Here is a 396-nt window from a genome sequence, read left to right on the forward strand (position 1 = left end):
CCCAAGGCGGTGGTGCAGCTGTGCATCGTTCACATGGTGCGCCACAGCCTGAACTACGTGTCCTGGAAGCGAAGAAAGGAGGTGGCCGCCGACCTGCGCCGTATCTACACGGCCGCCACCGCCGAGGAGGCCGAGCTGATGCTCGGTGAATTCGAGCAGCGCTGGGATGCCGAGTACCTGCCCATCGGCCAGTCCTGGCGCAGGAACTGGAGCCGCTTGACCCCGTTCTTTGACTACCCGCCGGAAATCCGCAAGGTCATCTACACCACCAATGCCATCGAGTCGGTGAACATGGGCCTGAGGAAGCTGACCAAGAACCGGGGCTCGTTCCCCAGCGACGAGGCGCTGACCAAGCTGTTCTACCTGGCCCTGCGCAACATCAGCCAGAAGTGGACC

At 62.9% G+C, this 396-nt stretch carries 1 protein-coding gene; it reads left to right on the forward strand.

Annotated elements, in window-relative coordinates; all coding sequences use genetic code 11:
• A partial coding sequence (locus SJH88_RS19470) for a transposase (RefSeq protein WP_274755420.1) occupies positions 1–396 on the forward strand: 396 nt, incomplete at both ends.

Origin of the sequence: Comamonas sp. GCA5 (assembly GCF_036541385.1) — a bacterium.
GTDB classification, from domain to species: Bacteria; Pseudomonadota; Gammaproteobacteria; order Burkholderiales; family Burkholderiaceae_C; genus Comamonas; species Comamonas aquatica.